This window comes from Pseudomonas sp. R5(2019), from assembly GCF_009905435.1.
Taxonomy (GTDB): Bacteria; Pseudomonadota; Gammaproteobacteria; order Pseudomonadales; family Pseudomonadaceae; genus Aquipseudomonas.
The window spans coordinates 33,145-51,613 of record NZ_JAAAMT010000006.1 but is presented as its reverse complement, the minus strand read 5'-3'; the positions used below and the strand labels follow the sequence as shown (position 1 = coordinate 51,613).

Genomic DNA, 18,469 nt, shown 5'->3' with positions numbered 1-18,469 from the left:
TCTCACAGAGGATGAGCGGATCAATGGGCGTGCTCGGCTTCAGCCTTGCCCAGCTCCGACTTGAGAATGAAACTGCCCGCCGAGGCCACCCATTGGTCAGCCTTCAGGCCCTCGCGAACCTCGACATAGCCGTTGTCGCGGGTGCCCAGCACCACCGGCTGAGGGACAAAGCCCTGTTCGCTGCGAACAAATACCGTGGGCTGGTTCTCCAGGGTCTGGACGGCCTGTTCCGGCACCGTCACTGCCGCGTGCTGACGAGCGCTGGCCAGCTGCACGTCGACAAACAGGCCTGGCCGCCAGGCGCCTTCGGGGTTTTCCAGCGCCACACGAACGCTGGCGGTGCGAGTCTGCTCACCCAGCAGGCTGCCCACGTAGCTGACGGTGCCGGTGACCTGCTGGCCCAGTTCGACCGCGCTGATGCGCACCGTCTCGCCGACCTGCACCTTGCCAAGGTCCCTGGGCGAGACCCCGAAGGTCGCCCAGACCCGGGACAAGTCAGACAGGGTGAAGGCGCTGCTCGCCTCGCTGACCACCTCACCGGGCACCAGGTGCTTCTCCACCACCACGCCATCGAACGGCGCCCGCAACTCGTAGCGATTGCCACCGGTCAAGACCACGCCACCACTGAGGGCGCTCATCTTTTGCCGCGCATTGCCCAGCGCAATTTCTGCTTCCTGCAGGGCCTGGCGTGCCTGCAGATAATCCTGCTCGGGGGAAATCTGTTCCTGCCAAAGCTGGCGCTCGCGCTCGAAGGTTGTTCGCGCCAGCTCAAGCCGCCGCTGGCTGGCCGCCAGCTCGCTGCGCTGCTCGGAGATTTGCGAGCTGGCGATCACCGCCAGCAAGTCGCCCTGCTTGACTGTCTGGCCAAGGTTGACCTTGACCGACTCGACCACCCCGCCGGCCCGTGGCACCACATGGGCTGTGCGGTCTTCGTCGAAGCGAATTTCACCGGGCACGCTGAAGGTGTTGGCCAGCTCGCGCGGGCCGGCCTGGACCGACTCGATACCCGCCGCCTCGATCTGCGCCGCGCTCAAGTGCAGAGCGGGCTCTTGCTCCGTTTTGGCGGACTCATCATGGCCATGCCCATCGGCCTGTTCTTCATGACCATGGCCATCGTCATCCGCACCATGATTATCAAGCGGGCTCCATGCCCCGATCCCGATGCCGAGCCCGAGGGCCACGGCGACGATCAGGATGATTTTCTTGTCCATACAAACTCCTGCGAGCATTCAAAAATCGGGAAAGAAGGCGTCACACCGCCGGAACCCATGCAGACAAGTCGCCAAACACTCGCTCTACCCGCACACGGGCCTCGGTGAGTTGCGTCGCGGTCTGCAGGTATTGGTCGCGGGCGCTGATCAGGGTGCGCTGGGCGTCGAGTACGTCGAGGAAGTTGAATTTGCCCGCCTCGAATCCACGGCTGGCGGCGTCCACTGCGCGCTGGGCGGACGGCAGGATGACCTGATCGAAACTGACCAGCGCCTGCTCGGCGGTGCGCCACTGATCCAGCGCCTGACGCAACTCGGTGCGCAGGCGCAGCTCGGCGGCATTGCGCAGGTCGCGGGCCTGATCGGCACGACGCGAAGCGGCGAGCACATTGCCCTGATTACGGTCGAACAGCGGCAACGGCATCGACAGCCCGAGCACATTGACCCGCTCGCGGTCGGTGGCGCTGTACTGGCTGCCGATGCTGACGGTCAGGTCGGGAATCCGCCGACGCTGCTCCAGCCCCAGCGCCGCGTCACCCTGATCGATCTGCAGTTGGGCCAGGCGCAGGTCGGCGGTCTCATTCAAGCGCTCAAGCAAGGCCAGGGTCTCTGGAACTGCCGGTGCCGGCTCAGTGGCTTCCTCCAGACGCTCGAACGCTGCGTAAGCTGCCCCGGTCAGTTCGGCCAGACGTTGATAGGCGCTGGCCCGTTCATCCGCCGCGCGGCGACGCTCCAGCTGTACTTCAGCAAGAAACACCTGCGCCCGCGAAGCCTCGATGGGCGAGGCCTTGCCCGCGTTGATCCGGCCCTGGGCAACCCTCAACCCACGCTCGGCAAGGGCTTGAGACTGGCCCGCGAGATGTTCGCGCTGCTGGGCGCGGAGCGCACCCTGGTACGCACCGATCACCTCGGCACGCAAGGTGTTGCGTTGACGCTCAAGCTGCACCTGCGCCAGCGCCTGACCTTGGCTGGCCACTTCGACACGGGCACCCCGCTTGCCACCCAACTCCAGGGTCTGACTGAGGGTTACCGTGGTGGTGCGTGAATCGCGCCGGGTGTCTTCGGCCTCCCAGGCCAGCTCCGGGTTGGGGATCAACCCGGCCTGCTCACGCTCGCCCTGAGCGACACCGAGACCGCCTTGTGCTACAGCCAGGTCCGGGTTATTGGCAAAGGCGGCCTGCAACGCCTGGTCCAGGCTCAGAACGCTTTTTTCGGCCGCCTGGAGCGGCAGCGCGGCGAGTAGACACAGGGTCAATAAAGTCTGTCGGGATATGAAATTCCACTTCACGGGCGCACTCCTTTCTCTTTCAGGAGGCGACTTTAAGTGGCGGTGTTTATCGACAGGGTGACGCGAAGATTACAAATCCGTAAGACTTCAAGTGCTGACTTTTCAGTCGTTTATAATTTATGACCAGCAACTTGCAAGTAACAAACCGAAACAAAAACAATCACCTGCGGCTTGACCCTGAAGCCGCTTCAGCCTTCACGCTACGCCCGAACAATAACCCTCGGCAACTTATCAGTGGGTTTTCTCGCGTCGTCTCGAACAACTGCCATGAGTGAACTTACATGCGAATCCTGATTATCGAGGACGAAGTTAAAACAGCTGAATACCTGCATCAGGGGCTGACGGAAAACGGCTACATCGTCGACGGCGCCAATAACGGTGCCGACGGCCTGCACCTGGCCGGCCAACACCGCTACGACCTGGTTATTCTCGACGTCAACCTGCCCCAACTGGACGGTTGGGGCGTACTTGAGCGGCTGCGCATGAGCAGCACCTCACGCATCATGATGCTGACCGCACGCGGGCGACTCAACGACAAAGTGCGAGGCCTGGACCTGGGCGCCGACGATTATCTGGTCAAACCCTTCGAATTTCCCGAACTGCTGGCCCGTATACGCACCTTGTTGCGACGCAGCGAGCAAACCCTGGCAACCCCGACCCTGCGCGTCGCTGATCTGGAACTGGACCCGGGCAAGCACCGCGCCTACCGCGGCACCCGGCGCATCGACCTGACGGCCAAGGAGTTCGCCCTGCTGCACTTGCTGATGCGTCACCACGGCGAAGTGCTGTCGCGCACGCAGATCATTTCGCTGGTCTGGGACATGAACTTCGACTGTGACACCAACGTGGTCGAGGTCTCCATCCGACGCTTGCGTGCAAAAATCGATGACCCTTTCGACGACAAGTTGATTCATACCCTGCGCGGCGTCGGCTACGTGCTGGAAGCCCGCGAATGAAGCCTGCGCGCCTGTCATTGCGCCTGGGCCTGAGCGTCAGCCTGATGGGGGCTGGCCTGGTGCTGCTGCTGGCGACCCTCGCGGTCCTGGCCTTGAGCCATGAATTGAACGAGCGAGAGCACACCAACCTCGCAAACAAGATGGAACAGATTCGCCACTACCTCAGTGTCGATGCAGGCAACATCGAGCTGTCGGCGCGGGCCCATGCACTGCAAGATCTGATCAGCGCTCACGACAACCTCAACCTCACCCTTTATGGCCCACCGCCACAACGCGCACGCCTGATGTCGCTGGGTTTCGGGCTGGACAACCAGATCGCGCAAATTCCCGCCAGCGCGAGGCTGAACTTTCAGAGTTGGTCCGCGCAGAGCGGCGCGCGTCTGCTCACTGCCTCCCAATTGATGGCACTGCCCAATGGCCAACGGGTTCGGGTGTTGCTATCGGTTAACCGCGCGGACGATCGCAATCTGTTGAATGCCTACCTGAAATCGACCCTGATTGCCGTCCCGATCCTGTTGCTGCTGATCGGTATTACCGCGTGGTGGCTGGTCCGACGCGGCTTGCAACCGCTGCGTCAATTTCGCCGGATCGCTGCCAAGGTCTCGGCGCAAGACCTCAGCCATCGACTGACGGTCGACAAGCTGCCGCAAGAGCTGAGCGAGCTGGCCCGCGCCATCAACTTCATGCTGGAACGTCTCGACCAGGGCGTGCAGCAACTGACCCAGTTCTCCGATGATCTGGCCCATGAGCTGCGCTCCCCGATCAGCAACCTCATGGGCAAGGCTCAGGTCACGCTCACCCGGGACCGGTCGGCCGCCGAATACCGCGCGGTGCTGGAATCGAGTGTCGAGGAGTTGGAGCGCCTGAGCCGGATCATTACCGACATGTTGTTTCTGGCCCAGGTCAGCCATCCGGTGGCTCAGATCACGTTCGAGCCCATCGAGCTTGCCCGAGAAGCCGAACGAGTCATGGACCTCTTCAGCTTGAGCGCCGAAGACCGAGGTATAGAATTGATCGTCAGCGGCCAGGCGTCGATCCAGGGTGATCGGCTGATGGTGCAGCGGGCGCTGTCGAACCTGGTGTCCAATGCGATCCGCCACAGCCCTGACGGCGAACAGGTCCGGATCAGCATTGCGCCGCGCAAGGGCATGCTGGGCCTTGAAGTCAGCAATCGCGGCAAGGGCATTGCTGGGGAGCATCTGCCGCAAGTGTTCGAACGGTTCTACCGCGCGGACAACAGCCGCTCACGGCTTGAAGGGGGCACCGGATTGGGGCTGGCGATCGTGCGCTCGATCATGGATTTGCATGGCGGGACAGTTGAGGTGAGCAGCGGGGAGAATGAGCTGACGGTGTTTCGCCTGATGTTTGCGGTGAGGCTATTCGCGGATAAATCCGCTCCCACATAAAAGCCCCCGCTAAGTTATGCGGGGAATAATGTGGGAGCGGATTTATCCGCGAATCGGCTCACCGCAGATTCAGAATCTTACCGGCTGGCCGCCATAATCAGCGCCTTCATCTCGGCCACCGCCGACTTGAAGCCCACAAACAACGCATGCGCCACCAGCGCGTGGCCGATGTTCAATTCGTTGATGCCCTTGATCGCCGCCACGGCTTCAACGTTGTGGTAATGCAAGCCATGGCCGGCATTGACGATCAGGCCCTGGCCCAGACCAAAGGCCACGCCGTCGGCCACACGCTTGAGCTCTTCAGCCACTTCGGTTGGCGTTTGCGCATCGGCATAACGACCCGTATGCAGCTCGATGGCCGGCGCGCCCACTCGACGGGACGCTTCGATCTGACGCTCGTCGGCGTCGATAAACAGCGACACTTCCGCGCCCAGGCGCGACAGGCGCTCCACAGCTGCCTTGATCCGCGCTTCCTGGCCTGCCACGTCCAGGCCCCCTTCAGTGGTCAGCTCCTGACGGGTTTCCGGGACCAGGCAGATGTGCGCCGGGCGAATTTTCTCGGCGAAGGCCATCATCTCTTCGGTGACGCCCATCTCGAAGTTCATGCGCGTTTGCAGCACGTCCTTGAGCAGCAACACATCGCGTTCCTGGATATGCCGGCGGTCTTCGCGCAGGTGCACGGTGATGCCGTCGGCACCCGCCTCTTCGGCATCCAGCGCCGCTTTCACCGGGTCAGGATAACGGGTACCACGGGCCTGGCGCAGGGTGGCGACGTGATCGATGTTCACGCCAAGAAGCATGCGGTTGCTGTGGGTCACGGGAGCTCTCCAGAAAATTAAGCGTTACAGCATACGACGAGCTTACGGCTTGCGAAACAGTTCCCGACTGACCAATGGCCGACCGCCCAAATGAACAGCCAGCGCCTGGCGCATCAAACGCTTGGCAGCGGACAGAGCGCCGGGTGCCGTCCAGTCAGCTTCGGCCATGGCCAACAGCTCGGTGCCATTGAATAGACCGGGCTGGATCAGCCAGACCCGCTCAAGCCCCGCGTCCACTTGCAGGCGATACAGGCCGCCCGCTTCGATGGGCTCACCATTGACGTCCACGCCCAGGGCAAAACCGTAGCCCAGCTCGCTCAACAAGCGCCATTCGAACGCCCGCAGCAAGGGCTCCAGCGGGCGACCGGCCGCCAGGGCCTGCACGGTGGCAGCGTAATGTTCGAACAGCGAGGGTTGCGGGTCTTCGGCAGGCAGGACGCGGATCAGCAGTTCATTGAGGTACAGGCCGCTGAACAGCGCATCACCGACCATCCAGGCATTAATGCCGGTGCTTTCCATGCGGCCAACGTTTTTCAGCTCGCCGCGGCCACGGAATTCCACTTCAAGCGGCACAAATGGCCGTGCCAGGGTCCCTGCCTTGCCACGCGCACTGCGCAGCACCGCGCGCAAGCGGCCTTGAGGCGTGAAAAAGTCGACCAGCGCGCTGGATTCGCGATAGGCCCGGCTATGCAGGACGTAAGCCGGTTGGGCTTCAGGGACACTGGAGGTCATGGGGATTCGGACAGAGGGCGCGCGGACAGGTGCCGAACGCCCTCGCCCGCCTGTTACAGGTCGCCGTAGCCCAGCGAGCGCAGGGCGCGCTCGTCGTCGGACCAGCCACCCTTGACCTTGACCCACAGGTTAAGCATGACCTTGGCGTCGAACAGCAGCTCCATGTCCTTGCGCGCCTCGGTGCCGATGCGTTTGATTCGCTCGCCCTTGTCGCCAATGATGATCTTCTTCTGGCCATCGCGCTCGACCAGAATCAGGGCATGGATGTGCAGGGTCTTGCCCTGCTGCTTGAACTCTTCGATCTCGACGGTGATCTGGTACGGAAGCTCGGCGCCCAGCTGGCGCATGATCTTCTCGCGAACCAGCTCGGCGGCCAGAAAACGGCTGCTGCGGTCGGTGATCTGGTCTTCCGGGAAAAAGTGCTCGTTTTCCGGCAGGTGCTTGGCGATCAAGGCTTCCAGTGCGTCCAGATTGTGCCCGTGCTGCGCGGAAATCGGCACGATCTCGGCGTTCGGCAGTTGCCCCTGCAGCCACTGCAGGTGCGGCATCAGATCGGCCTTTTCTTCAATACGGTCGGTCTTGTTGATCGCCAGGATCACCGGGCCCTGCACATACTGGACGCGCTCCAGCACCAGTTGGTCTTCGTCGGTCCACTTGGTGCGGTCGACCACGAAGATCACCACGTCGACATCCTTCAGGGCAGCCGAAGCGGTCTTGTTCATGTAGCGGTTGAGCGCCTTTTCGTTGCTCTTGTGCATGCCTGGGGTGTCGACATAGACCGCCTGGATATCACCCTCGGTCTTGATCCCGAGCATGTTGTGGCGGGTGGTCTGCGGCTTGCGCGAGGTGATCGCCAGCTTCTGCCCCAGGATATGGTTCAGCAACGTGGACTTGCCCACGTTCGGGCGGCCGACGATGGCGACATAGCCGCAGCGGGTCAGGTTTGTATCAGTCATTGCCATTCTCCACGCCCAGGGCGATCAATGCGGCGGCGGCAGCCACCTGTTCGGCGATGCGCCGGCTCACGCCCTGGCCACGGCTCTTTTCAGACAGCAGGGTCACTTCGCACTCGACGAAGAACGTCCGGCAGTGCGGCTCGCCCTGGATATCCACCACTTCGTAGCGTGGCAGTTCACAGGCACGCGACTGCAGGAACTCCTGCAGACGGGTCTTTGGGTCTTTGTTGGTGTCGACCAGGGTCAGGCTGTCGAACTCGCTGGTCAGCCAGGCCAGTACCCGGTCACGTGCGGTTTCCATGTCGGCATCCAGGTAGATGGCGCCGATCAGGGCTTCCAGGGCATCGGCCAGGATCGACTCGCGACGGAAACCACCACTTTTCAGCTCACCGGAACCCAGCCGCAGGTACTCGCCCAAGTCGAAGCCGCGGGCCAGCAAGGCCAGGGTCTCGCCTTTGACCAGTCGTGCACGCAAGCGCGATAACTGCCCTTCGCGGGCCTGGGGAAAGCGTTCGAACAACGCTTCGCCGGCGACGAAGTTGAGGATGGCATCACCGAGAAACTCCAGCCGCTCGTTATTGCGGCCCGCGTAGCTGCGGTGAGTCAGGGCCAGCAGCATCAGCTCCTGGTCCTTGAAGGTATAACCGAGCTTGCGCTCGAGACGGCTCAGGGAAACGCTCACAGTGTACCCACGCGCAGTTCGTGGTCGATTTTCAGTTGGGCAGCAAGGCTGCGCAACTCACACATTGCTTGATTTGCAGGCACCAGAACCTGTGTCTGGTGCACTCTCACGCTTAACGCCTTGTTCAAATCCAATTCCTGAAAACGGTTGAGCGACACGCCCGATGACAGCAGCCGTGCACTCGAAAGGGTCGAAAACCCTTGCACACAGCCTATGCCAGAAAAGCATTCGGCGCTGTCCCAGGACAGCGCCGCGATTGACTTACTTGATCAGCCCGACCCGAGAGAAATTCGGGAAGTGGCTCAGTTTAGGTTCAGGCCAGCTCATCCACACGGCGAACGCCTTGCCGACGATGTTCTGGTCCGGAACCATGCCCAGCAGATTCTTTGGAATCGTCGGGTCGTCCCAGTAGCGACTGTCGTTGGAGTTGTCGCGGTTGTCGCCCACCATGAAGTAGTGCCCGGCAGGCACCGTCCACTGCTGGTCGGGGGACATGCGGTAGCGGGTCATTTCCTTGCGGATCAGGTGTTCGGCTTCGCCGAGTTTTTCCTTGTACAGCTCAGCGCTGCCCAAGGTCCCTGGCTCGCTGCCGACCAATTGCTCGGCAATCGACTGGCCATTGACGAGCAGGCGCTTGTCGCTGGTATAGCGAACCTGGTCACCCGGCAGGCCGACCACCCGCTTGATGTAGTTCACGTTCGGGTCGCTGGGGTAGCGAAACACCATCACGTCACCGCGCTGCGGCTCACCGACCGGGATGACCTTCTGGTCGATCACCGGCAGGCGGATGCCATAGGAGAACTTGTTGACCAGAATGAAATCGCCTACTTCCAGGGTCGGTTTCATCGACCCGGAAGGAATCTGGAACGGTTCAACCAGGAACGAACGCAGCACCAGTACGATAAACAGCACCGGAAAGAACGATTTGCCGTACTCGACCAGCAACGGCTCCTTGTTCAGCTGCTCGACCACTGCTATCTCGGGCTGCGTGACGCTGCCCTGATAGTTGGCGATGGCTGCCCGCCGGCGTGGCGCAAGGAACAGCACATCGACCAGGGCCAGCAAACCGCAGACGGCTACAGCAATGACCAGCAACAGCGGAAAATTTAATGACATAGGACCTAGCTATCCAACCTGAGCACGGCAAGGAAGGCTTCTTGTGGGATTTCCACGTTGCCGACCTGCTTCATGCGTTTCTTACCGGCCTTCTGCTTTTCCAACAGCTTGCGCTTACGGCTTACGTCACCGCCGTAGCATTTGGCCAGTACGTTCTTTCTGAGCGCCTTGACAGTTGTACGCGCCACAATCTGCCCGCCAATAGCGGCCTGGATTGCCACGTCGAACATCTGCCGAGGAATCAGTTCCTTCATCTTCTCAGTCAGCGCCCGGCCTTTGTAGTGGGCGTTGTCCTTGTGCACGATCAGGGCCAGGGCATCCACCCGGTCGCCGTTGATCAGGACGTCCAGCTTGACCAGGTTGGCCGACTGGTATCGATCGAAATGGTAGTCCAGCGAGGCGTAGCCACGGCTGGTGGATTTCAGGCGGTCGAAGAAGTCCAGCACCACTTCGTTCATCGGCAGGTCGTAGCGGACCTGCACCTGGGAGCCGAGGAACTGCATGTCGCGTTGAACGCCACGCTTCTCGATGCACAGGGTGATGACGTTGCCCAGGTGCTCCTGCGGCACCAGGATGGTGGCACTCACGATCGGCTCGCGGAAGTCCTCGACCGAGGAGACATCCGGCAGCTTGGACGGGTTATCGACGTAGATCGTCTCACCGGTCTTGAGCACGACTTCGAAGATCACGCTAGGCGCGGTGGTGATCAGGTCCAGGTCGTATTCGCGCTCCAGGCGCTCCTGGATGATCTCCATGTGCAGCATGCCGAGGAAGCCGCAACGGAAGCCGAAGCCCAGTGCGTCGGAGCTTTCCGGCGAGTATTGCAACGACGAGTCGTTCAGGGTCAGTTTCTGCAACGCATCACGAAAATCTTCGAAATCGTCGGAACTGACCGGGAACAGGCCGGCATACACTTGCGGTTGAATGCGTTTGAAACCCGGCAGCACTTCGACGTCAGGTGTCGAGTTCAAGGTCAGGGTGTCGCCCACTGGCGCGCCGTGAATATCCTTGATGCTGGCGATGATGAAGCCCACTTCACCGGCCTTCAGATCGGCGGTCTGGGTGTGCTTGGGGTTGAATACACCGACGCTGTCGACCAGGTGCACCTTGCCGGTGGACTTGACCAGGATCTTGTCGCCCTTCTTGACGCGGCCGTGACGCACGCGCACCAGGGAGACAACGCCCAGGTAGTTGTCGAACCAGGAGTCGATGATCAGCGCCTGAAGCGGCGCGTCGATTTCACCGGTCGGGGCCGGGATGGTCTTCACCAGGCGCTCGAGCACTTCATCGACGCCCATGCCGCTCTTGGCGCTGCAGGCCACGGCGTCGGTGGCGTCGATACCGATGATTTTCTCGATTTCGTCTTTTACCCGGTCCGGGTCGGCCTGGGGCAGGTCCATCTTGTTCAGGACCGGCATGACTTCCAGGCCCTGCTCGATGGCGGTGTAGCAGTTGGCGACCGATTGCGCCTCGACGCCCTGGCCGGCATCGACCACCAGCAGCGCGCCTTCGCAGGCCGCCAGCGAGCGGCTGACTTCGTAGGTGAAGTCAACGTGGCCAGGGGTGTCAATGAAGTTCAGCTGATAGGTGATGCCGTCCTGTGCCGTGTAGTACAGGGTCACGCTGTGGGCCTTGATGGTGATGCCGCGCTCACGCTCCAGGTCCATGGAATCGAGGACTTGGGCTTCCATCTCGCGATCGGCCAGGCCACCGCACATCTGGATGAAGCGGTCAGCCAGCGTCGACTTGCCATGGTCAATGTGGGCGATGATGGAGAAATTGCGGATATGACTCAAATCACTCACGGATCAACACTCAAAAAGGCTGCGGGGCGTACGCCCGCCGAAAAATAGCCGGGAATTGTACCTGACAGACAGCCCAGACGTCACCCATGCGTCACACCCCGGCGACGACGGCCACCTGCGGAAAACTGACCTGGCACCTGCGAAAAGGCCCGCCAGCCCTGTGGGACAGCGGGCCTTCTCAACAGCCTCAGAGTCCGACGACGTCTTCAGCCTGCAGCCCTTTCTGCCCTTCGACCAGTGCGTATTCAACGCGCTGCCCTTCTGCCAGCGAGCGGTGGCCCTCACCGCGAATCGCGCGATAGTGCACAAACACGTCCGCACCGCCCTCACGGGAAATAAAGCCATAACCTTTGGCATCGTTGAACCACTTTACACTTCCAGTTTCACGAGACGACATCTGTACTACTCCAGTTTTTTATTTTGGATTCGCCCTGGCGCAGGTGTTCACCGACACCTGCTGGAACGCGGATGACAGGCATGCCGACAACCCGCGCGGCCTGAGTATAAGGCAGCCGTGCGACAAATTTGATGATCCGGGACGGTTTTTGCTGAACTCGCGCAGATACGTCACACTGGCACGATTGTGCAACCGAGCAAACGCTCGCTTTTCTTCCCAAAGCAGACGCCGTATGACCCGCTCCCCGATCCGCCGCCTTATCTTCGGTGCCCTGCGCCGGCTGTTGTACCTCTGGGTCCGCTCCGAGACCATCAACCGGTCCTCCTATTCGCTGAACCTGGACCGCAGCCGTCCGGTGTTCTATGTGTTGCAGTCGCCGTCGCTCAGCGACCTGGCGGTGGTCGATCGCGAGTGCACCAGGGCCGGCCTGCCGCGCCCGGTGCTGCCGGTGTCGGTGGGAGCGCTGCGGGAGCCGGCCGCGTTCTTTTACCTGACACCCGAGCCCGACTGGCTGGGCCGCCACGACAAGCGGGGGGCGCCGCCGACCCTGTCGCGGCTGGTCAGCGCCATCAGCCAGCACGCCGAAGAAGATGCGCAGATCATCCCGGTCAGCGTGTTCTGGGGCCAGTCGCCGGCCAGTGAGTCGAGCCCGTGGAAGCTGCTGTTTGCCGACAGCTGGGCGGTCACCGGGCGCCTGCGCCGGCTGGTCAGCATCCTGATCCTGGGGCGCAAGACTCGGGTGCAGTTCTCGACGCCCATTCACTTGGGCGAGCTGGTCAAACAGAACAAGGGCCTCGAGCGCACCTTGCGCATGACCCAGCGCATCCTGCGGGTGCACTTTCGCAATCAGAAAGCCGCCGTTATCGGTCCGGACATCTCCCACCGTCGCAACCTGGTCAAGGGCCTGATCCACGATTCGCAGGTACGCCAGGCCATCAGCGATGAAGCCGAGCGCGAGCGCATCCCGTTGGCCAAGGCCGAAGCCCTGGCCCTGCGCTACGGCAACGAAATCGCCTCAGACTACACCTACACAGCGATCCGCTTCCTGGAAGTGGTGCTGAGCTGGTTCTGGAACAAAATCTACGATGGCATCAAGGTCAACCAGATCGAAAGCGTGCAAGGCATCGCCCAGGGCCATGAAGTCATCTATGTGCCGTGCCACCGCAGCCACATCGACTATTTGCTGCTGTCTTACCTGCTGTTTCGCAATGGCCTGACCCCGCCGCACATTGCCGCCGGGATCAACCTCAACATGCCGGTCATCGGCGGCCTGCTGCGTCGCGGCGGCGCGTTTTTCATGCGACGTACCTTCAAGGGCAATCCACTCTATACGGCGGTGTTCAACGAGTACCTGCACACCCTGTTCACCAAGGGCTTCCCGGTCGAGTATTTCGTCGAGGGTGGCCGTTCGCGCACCGGGCGCATGCTGCAGCCGAAAACCGGGATGCTGGCGATCACCCTGCGCAGTTTCCTGCGCTCTTCACGCATGCCCATTGTGTTCGTGCCGGTCTATATCGGTTATGAACGCGTGCTGGAAGGCCGAACCTACCTGGGCGAGCTGCGTGGTGCGAGCAAGAAAAAAGAGTCGATTTTCGACATTTTCAAGGTCATCGGCGCACTCAAGCAGCGTTTTGGCCAGGTGGCGGTCAATTTCGGCGAACCGATCCGCCTGGCCGAATTCCTCGACCAGCAGCAACCCGGCTGGCGCGATCAAAGCCACGGCCCGCAATTCAAGCCGGCCTGGCTGAACGAAACCACCCACCGCCTGGGCCAGAAAGTCGCCTGCCACCTCAACGAAGCGGCCGCGATCAACCCGGTCAACCTGGTGGCCCTGGCGCTGCTCTCGACCAGCAAACTGGCGCTGGACGACCGCGCCATGGCCAGAGTGCTCGACCTGTTCCTGGCCTTGCTGCGGCAGGTGCCCTACTCGCCGCACACCACCTTGCCCAGCGGTGATGGCCAGGCGCTGATCCAGCATGTGAAGGACATGGACCTGCTCGCCGAGCAAAGCGACGCATTGGGCAAGATTCTTTATCTGGATGAGCAGAACGCCATCCTGATGACCTACTACCGCAACAACGTGTTGCATATTTTCGCCCTGCCGGCCCTGCTGGCGAGCTTCTTTCAAAGCGCCTCGCGCATGAGCCGCGAACAGATCCTGCGCTACACCCGCGCGCTGTATCCGTATTTGCAATCGGAGCTGTTCATCCGCTGGTCGCTGGATGAGCTGGACGCGGTGATCGATCAGTGGCTGCAAGCCTTTGTCGACCAGGGTTTGCTGCGCTTCGAGAATCAGCTGTACCTGCGCCCGGCACCGAGCTCGCGCCACTTCGTGCTGCTGACCCTGCTGTCTCGCGCTATTGCCCAGACCCTGCAACGCTTCTACATGGCTATTTCGCTGTTGCTCAACAGCGGCCAGAACAGCATCAGCGCCGAAGAGCTCGAAGACCTCTGCACGGTCATGGCCCAGCGTCTGTCGATCCTGCAGGGTCTCAATGCGCCGGAATTCTTCGACAAGAGCCTGTTCCGCCACTTTATCCAGACCCTGCTGGACCAGCGCGTGCTGCAGCGCGATACGGCCGGCAAGCTGAACTACCTTGAGGTACTTGGCGAGTTGGCCGAAGGCGCTGCCAAACGTGTACTGCCCGCGGAGATTCGCCTGTCGATCCGCCAGGTGGCGCTGCACCGTAATGACGAGGTGACCGAGACCCCGGTCGCCGAACCTGTTGACTGAAACCCATTGATAGGGAGATCCCCATGAAAAAACTCTCGTTGCTGTTCCTGACCGCCCTGCTGGGCGCCTGCAGCACATCCCAGGCACCGACCCAGGCCAGCCTTGATGGCGAGGTGTTCTACTTGCAGCGCATTGCCCTGCCGCCGGCAGCGACATTGGACGTGAGCCTGCAAGATGTCTCGCTGGCCGATGCCCCGGCGCTGACCCTGGCCCGCCAGAGCGGCCCGGTCAAAGGCCAGGTACCGTTGCCGTTCCACCTGACCTACGATCCGGCCCAGATCCAACCCGGCCATCGCTATGCGGTCAGTGCGCGCATTGAGCTCAATGGCGAGCTACTGTTTATCAACACCGAGCATCACGGTGTGCAGCTGAACGGGCAAGACCCGCAACCGCTGCGCATTCGTGTCGATGCCGTGCGCTGAATGTCGATGCCCCTGCCCTTTAAGGAAGCTGCCATGCTCCGTCGTTCCCTCTCCATTGCCGGTCTGTGCGCTGGTCTGTTGATCTCGGCCAACGCTCTGGCCCTCTCGCTCAACGACCTGTCGCAAACGGACGCCACCGGCGGTCTCAAGGATGCCTTGACCCAGGGCGCACAAGTCGCCGTCAAGCAACTGGGGGCGCCCGGTGGTTTCAGCAACAACCCTGATGTGCGCATCGAGCTGCCGGGTAATCTCGGCAAGGCGGCCAAGGCCATGAAGAAATTCGGCATGGGTGCCCAGGTCGACCAGCTGGAAGCAAGCATGAACAAGGCCGCCGAAGCGGCCGTACCGCAGGCCCAGGCGCTGCTGGTGGAGGCGGTGAAGAAGATGTCGGTTGAAGACGCCAAGGGCATTCTCAGCGGTGGCAAAGAGTCGGCCACCGAGTACCTGAGCAAGACCAGCCGCGAACAGATCCGCGTCAAGTTCCTGCCGATCGTCAAGCAGGCCACCGATCAGGTCGGGCTGGCCCAGCAGTACAACAGCTTCGCCGGCCAGGCCGCGACGCTGGGCGTGCTGGATGCCAAGAATGCCAACGTCGAGGGATATGTGACGGAACAGGCACTCAATGGCCTGTTCGAGATGATTGGCAAACAGGAAGCGGCCATCCGGGAAAACCCGGCGGCGGCGGCGACCAGTTTGGCCAAGAAGGTGTTTGGGGCGCTCTAAAACCTGAGGCTGACGACAGACCTGATGTGGGAGCGGATTTATCCGCGAATAGCTTCACCGCTGTGGGCCTGAAACACCGCGGTGAAGCTATTCGCGGATAAATACGCTACCACAAATCCGCTCCCACACAGGGCCTTGGGAACCTTTGCGGCCCACGGTTCAAACGGTTTTACGGACTCTGAACCACGCCGCATACAGCGCCGGCAAGAACAGCAGCGTCAACGCTGTCGCCACGATCAACCCGCCCATGATCGCCACCGCCATCGGCCCGAAGAAGACGCTGCGCGACAGCGGGATCATCGCCAGCACCGCCGCCAGCGCAGTCAGTACGATCGGGCGGAAACGGCGTACCGTCGCCTCGATAATCGCCTGCCAACGGTCCAGCCCCGCCGCAATGTCCTGCTCGATCTGGTCTACCAGGATGACCGAATTGCGCATGATCATCCCGGACAAGGCGATGGTCCCGAGCATGGCCACGAAGCCGAATGGCTGACGGAACACCAGCAGGAACAAGGTCACCCCGATCAACCCCAGCGGCGCCGTCAGAAACACCATCGCTGTGCGCGAGAAGCTGCGCAATTGCAGCATCAGCAGTGTCAGCACCACCACGATAAACAGCGGCACACCCGCCTTCACCGAATTCTGCCCGCGAGCCGAATCCTCGATCGTGCCACCCACTTCCAACAGATAACCCTGGGGCAACTCGGCCCGCACACCGTCCAGCGTCGGCAGAATCTGCTGCACCAGGGTGGCCGGTTGCTCCTTGCCATAGATGTCGGCTCGCACCGTCACGTTAGGCAGGCGGTTGCGGTGCCAGATAATGCCTTCCTCGAACCCGTACTCAAGGGTCGCCACCTGGGACAGCGCCACGCTCTGGCCACTGTCGGTCGGCACCGCGAGGCTGGGCAGGCTCGACAGTTCGGTGCGTTCTTGCTCGGTGCCGCGCAAAAGGATTTCGATCAGCTCATTGTCTTCACGGTACTGGCTGACGCTTGCGCCGGTCAGCGCGCTTTGCAGGAAGCGCGACAGGTTCGCGGTACTCACGCCCAGGGCACGCGCCCGGTCCTGGTCGACATTCAGGTAGATAACCTTGCTTGGCTCCTCCCAGTCCAGGTGCACATTGACCACATGCGGGTTCTCGCGCACCTTGGCCGCCACCTTGCGCGCCAGCGCGCGGACTTCTTCGATGTGCTCGCCGGTCACCCGGAACTGCATCGGATAGCCGACCGGCGGGCCGTTCTCCAGGCGCGTGACGCGGGTGCGCACATCCGGGAAGCGTTCGTTGAGGGTTTCAATCAACCAGCTCCGCAGTTCCTCGCGGTCTTCAATGGTCTTGGCCAACACCACGAACTGAGCGAAGCCCGCGGCCGGCAGCTGCTGGTCCAGTGGCAGGTAAAAACGCGGCGAGCCGGTGCCGACATAGGCCACGTAGTTGTCGATACCGGCATGCTCCTTGAGCAACGCCTCCAGCTGCTTGACCTGTTCAGCGGTATTGCTCAGCGAAACGCCCTCGGCCAGCTTCAAGTCGACCATCAGCTCCAGGCGCCCCGAGGCCGGAAAGAACTGCTGCGGCACAAAGCGGAACAGCGCCACCGAGCCGATAAACAGGGCGATGGTCAACACGATCACGGTCTTGCGTCGGCTGACGCACCACTCCACCAGCCGCCGCACGCGCTGATAAAACGGCGTGCTGTAAGGGTCATGAGCATTCTTCCCGTGCTTGGCCGCATGCAATTTCGCCAGATCCGGCAGCAATCGCTCGCCCATGTAAGGCACGAACACCACTGCCGCGACCCAGGAGGCCAACAAGGCGATGGTCACCACCTGGAAAATCGAGCGGGTGTATTCGCCGGTGCCGGACTGCGCGGTGGCTATCGGCAAGAAGCCCGCCGCGGTGATCAGGGTGCCGGTCAGCATCGGGAAGGCGGTGCTGGTCCAGGCATAGCTGGCTGCCTTGAAGCGATCGAAGCCCTGCTCCATTTTGATCGCCATCATTTCCACGGCAATGATCGCATCGTCGACCAGCAAGCCAAGCGCCAGCACCAGCGCGCCGAGGGAGATCTTGTGCAGTCCGATCCCCAGGTAGTACATGGTCGCAAAGGTCATCGCCAGTACCAGCGGAATCGCCAGCGCGACCACCAGGCCGGTGCGCAGGCCCAGTGAGAAGAAACTCACCAGTAGCACGATCGCCAATGCCTCGACCAGCACCCGAACGAACTCGCCCACGCCGGTTTTCACCGCCGCCGGCTGGTCGGACACCTTGCGTAGTTGCATGCCGGCCGGCAGGCTCTGGCTGATGCGGGCGAACTCGGTTTCCAGCGCCTTGCCCAATATCAGAATATCGCCACCGGGCTTCATGGACACCGCCAGGCCAATGGCGTCTTCCCCCATAAAGCGCATGCGCGGCGCGGGCGGGTCATTGAAGCCACGCCGGACTTGCGCCACATCGCCAATGCGAAAGGTGCGGTCGTCGACCCGGATCGGGAAATCCTGAATTTGCTCCACCGTCTGGAAGCGCCCGGTCACGCGTAACTGCAAGCGTTCGCTTGGGGTTTCGAAGAAGCCGGCGTTGCTGACTGCGTTCTGCTCTTCCAATGCCTGCTGCACCGCCGCCAACGGCAGCCCGAGGGTCGCCAGCTTGACGTTGGAGAGCTCGATCCAGATCTTTTCATCCTGCAGGCCGAGCAGCTCGACCTTGCTCACGTCCTTGACCCGTTGCAGCTGGATCTGGATGCGGTCGGCGTAATCCTTGAGCACGGCGTAGTCGAAGCCTTCGCCGCTCAACGCATAGATATTGCCGAACGTGGTGCCGAATTCATCATTGAAAAATGGCCCCTGAACGCCTGGCGGCAAGGTATGGCGAATGTCGCTGACCTTCTTGCGAACCTGATACCAGAGCTCGGGGATTTCATTGGAGTGCATGGAGTCGCGGGCAATAAAGGTGACCTGCGATTCGCCTGGGCGCGAGAACGAGACGATCTTGTCGTACTCGCCGGTTTCCATCAGTTTTTTCTCGATGCGCTCGGTCACCTGGCGCGAGACTTCCTCGGCACTCGCCCCCGGCCAATTGGTGCGGATCACCATGGCCTTGAAGGTGAACGGCGGGTCTTCGCTCTGCCCCAACTTGGTGTAGGAAAGAGCGCCAACGATCGCCAGCAACAGCATCAGGAACAGGACGATCTGGCGATTGCGCAACGCCCATGCGGAAAGGTTGAAACCCATCGGA

At 61.7% G+C, this 18,469-nt stretch carries 15 protein-coding genes; 5 read left to right on the top strand and 10 right to left on the bottom strand.

Translation table 11 applies throughout. The annotated features are described in order from the left end of the window. Window positions 1-20 precede the first annotated feature (20 nt). Together GUY40_RS06070 and GUY40_RS06065 are read right to left on the bottom strand one after the other, a co-directional pair. Window positions 21-1,211: an efflux RND transporter periplasmic adaptor subunit gene (locus GUY40_RS06070; RefSeq protein ID WP_166568044.1), complete on the bottom strand. Its 1,191-nt coding sequence runs from the start codon at window positions 1,209-1,211 to the stop codon at window positions 21-23. A 40-nt stretch (window positions 1,212-1,251) separates the two neighbouring features. Further along, the gene (locus GUY40_RS06065; protein WP_166568043.1) at window positions 1,252-2,496 is read right to left on the bottom strand and encodes a TolC family protein; all 1,245 of its coding nucleotides are present in this window, start codon (window positions 2,494-2,496) and stop codon (window positions 1,252-1,254) included. Between the two features lie 281 nt (window positions 2,497-2,777). Between GUY40_RS06065 and GUY40_RS06060 the strand changes: the two genes are divergently transcribed. Both GUY40_RS06060 and GUY40_RS06055 read left to right on the top strand, forming a co-directional pair. Continuing rightward, complete coding sequence (locus GUY40_RS06060; protein ID WP_166568042.1) at window positions 2,778-3,452, top strand: heavy metal response regulator transcription factor; 675 nt, start codon at window positions 2,778-2,780, stop codon at window positions 3,450-3,452. Continuing rightward, the gene (locus tag GUY40_RS06055; RefSeq protein WP_166568041.1) at window positions 3,449-4,858 is read left to right on the top strand and encodes a heavy metal sensor histidine kinase; all 1,410 of its coding nucleotides are present in this window, start codon (window positions 3,449-3,451) and stop codon (window positions 4,856-4,858) included. The genes GUY40_RS06060 and GUY40_RS06055 overlap by 4 nt, the downstream gene beginning before the upstream one ends. Window positions 4,859-4,935: 77 nt before the next feature. Here GUY40_RS06055 and pdxJ read toward each other — a convergent pair whose 3' ends face one another. From pdxJ to GUY40_RS06020, 7 genes are all read right to left on the bottom strand, one after another. After that, window positions 4,936-5,658 (bottom strand): pyridoxine 5'-phosphate synthase, encoded by a 723-nt coding sequence (pdxJ, locus tag GUY40_RS06050; RefSeq protein ID WP_178117713.1) that lies wholly within the window; start codon window positions 5,656-5,658, stop codon window positions 4,936-4,938. Window positions 5,659-5,718: 60 nt separating this feature from the next. Then, the gene (gene recO, locus GUY40_RS06045; protein WP_166568039.1) at window positions 5,719-6,408 is read right to left on the bottom strand and encodes a DNA repair protein RecO; all 690 of its coding nucleotides are present in this window, start codon (window positions 6,406-6,408) and stop codon (window positions 5,719-5,721) included. Between the two features lie 53 nt (window positions 6,409-6,461). Then, on the bottom strand, window positions 6,462-7,364 hold the full coding sequence (gene era / locus GUY40_RS06040; RefSeq protein ID WP_166568038.1) for a GTPase Era: 903 nt from the start codon (window positions 7,362-7,364) through the stop codon (window positions 6,462-6,464). Further along, a complete protein-coding gene (gene rnc / locus GUY40_RS06035) occupies window positions 7,357-8,046 on the bottom strand; it encodes a ribonuclease III (protein WP_166568037.1) in 690 nt (229 codons plus the stop codon). Before rnc ends, era begins: the two co-directional genes overlap by 8 nt. Window positions 8,047-8,307: 261 nt before the next feature. Then, window positions 8,308-9,162 carry a signal peptidase I gene (gene lepB, locus GUY40_RS06030; protein WP_166568036.1) on the bottom strand — a complete coding sequence of 285 codons (855 nt, stop codon included), beginning with the start codon at window positions 9,160-9,162 and terminating at the stop codon, window positions 8,308-8,310. Between the two features lie 5 nt (window positions 9,163-9,167). Further along, on the bottom strand, window positions 9,168-10,967 hold the full coding sequence (lepA, locus tag GUY40_RS06025; protein ID WP_166568035.1) for a translation elongation factor 4: 1,800 nt from the start codon (window positions 10,965-10,967) through the stop codon (window positions 9,168-9,170). Window positions 10,968-11,154: 187 nt separating this feature from the next. Further along, window positions 11,155-11,364 carry a cold-shock protein gene (locus tag GUY40_RS06020; protein WP_166568034.1) on the bottom strand — a complete coding sequence of 70 codons (210 nt, stop codon included), beginning with the start codon at window positions 11,362-11,364 and terminating at the stop codon, window positions 11,155-11,157. A gap of 232 nt (window positions 11,365-11,596) precedes the next feature. Between GUY40_RS06020 and plsB the strand changes: the two genes are divergently transcribed. Genes plsB through GUY40_RS06005 form a run of 3 tightly spaced genes read left to right on the top strand, consistent with a single transcriptional unit; the run spans window position 11,597 to window position 15,243 of the window. Next, a complete protein-coding gene (gene plsB / locus GUY40_RS06015; RefSeq protein ID WP_166568033.1) occupies window positions 11,597-14,098 on the top strand; it encodes a glycerol-3-phosphate 1-O-acyltransferase PlsB in 2,502 nt (833 codons plus the stop codon). A gap of 23 nt (window positions 14,099-14,121) precedes the next feature. Continuing rightward, on the top strand, window positions 14,122-14,520 hold the full coding sequence (locus GUY40_RS06010; RefSeq protein WP_166568032.1) for a YbaY family lipoprotein: 399 nt from the start codon (window positions 14,122-14,124) through the stop codon (window positions 14,518-14,520). Between the two features lie 33 nt (window positions 14,521-14,553). Further along, on the top strand, window positions 14,554-15,243 hold the full coding sequence (locus tag GUY40_RS06005) for a DUF4197 domain-containing protein (RefSeq protein ID WP_166568031.1): 690 nt from the start codon (window positions 14,554-14,556) through the stop codon (window positions 15,241-15,243). A gap of 159 nt (window positions 15,244-15,402) precedes the next feature. Here GUY40_RS06005 and GUY40_RS06000 read toward each other — a convergent pair whose 3' ends face one another. After that, window positions 15,403-18,465 (bottom strand): efflux RND transporter permease subunit, encoded by a 3,063-nt coding sequence (locus GUY40_RS06000; RefSeq protein ID WP_166568030.1) that lies wholly within the window; start codon window positions 18,463-18,465, stop codon window positions 15,403-15,405. Between the last annotated feature and the right edge of the window lie 4 nt (window positions 18,466-18,469).